The 807-nt window shown below is 31.5% G+C and carries 1 protein-coding gene; it reads right to left on the bottom strand.

All coding sequences use genetic code 11. The features are described 5' to 3' along the window. Positions 1 to 216: 216 nt before the first annotated feature. On the bottom strand, positions 217 to 627 hold the full coding sequence (locus H4J63_RS19790; RefSeq protein WP_220467256.1) for a hypothetical protein: 411 nt from the start codon (positions 625 to 627) through the stop codon (positions 217 to 219). Between the last annotated feature and the right edge of the window lie 180 nt (positions 628 to 807).

Genomic DNA, 807 nt, shown 5'->3' with positions numbered 1-807 from the left:
ACAGTTTACCGTGGGTGAATAATATCTATTAGATCACAGCGAACAGATGGATTCAAGGTTAAAAAGCAACCAACCAAGAATAGTTGGATACGTTCCTAAAAAGAGTAATTCTACAGCCTCAACGCCCTAATAACAGGCAAAAAATTGTTTGCTAAAATGTTGAGGAACGAAAACAGCAAACTGTTTTTTGTCCTTGTTTATTAGCTTGTTAGGTACTTATTCTTCAGGCTCATTTTCAGCCTCGATTTCTATAAAGTCTTTTATTACATCGTCCCCAATTGAGAAATTTATATTCAATGTAATATCTTGGTTTAGGCTAGGTATTTCAAATACTGAAAATTCACCTGAGATTTTATTTAGGTGAACACTGCCTAAATTAAAATCATTTACACTACAATTCAGAATTCTTGATAAATTAATATTCATAAATTCAGTTGAAGTATTGTTTATTAAGTAATTGCAGAACTCCTTACCTTCCTCTGTTCCATTATCCTCACAGCTCTTTGAGAAGTTAGCCCAATCATTAATTAATATAACTTTTAAAGGTTTAGCGACTTTTGATTTGCTAGCAAAGGAAATTAAGTGTTCGCACAACTTATCATCTTGCGCTGATGCAATAAATGGCATTCCAATAATTGATATTAATAAAACTTGAAAATTACACCTAAACACTAGAAGTACCTAACGAGCCTGTAGATTAACTCGTTTTTAAATTTGTTTTTATTGATAAACAAACCATAGCTGAGTTCCTATTTTGGTTCAATTGATTACTGTATTTTTACGCAGAATATAGAAGTGTTTGATATT

Source organism: Pseudoalteromonas sp. 5Ae-yellow, assembly GCF_014077565.1.
GTDB lineage: Bacteria > Pseudomonadota > Gammaproteobacteria > Enterobacterales > Alteromonadaceae > Pseudoalteromonas.
This window is presented reverse-complemented; position numbering and strand designations above follow the sequence as displayed.

Excerpts from the sequence above, each read along its gene's own strand:
- H4J63_RS19790 (WP_220467256.1), bottom strand. The coding sequence starts at position 627 with ATGCCATTTATTGCATCAGCGCAAGATGATAAGTTGTGCGAACACTTA.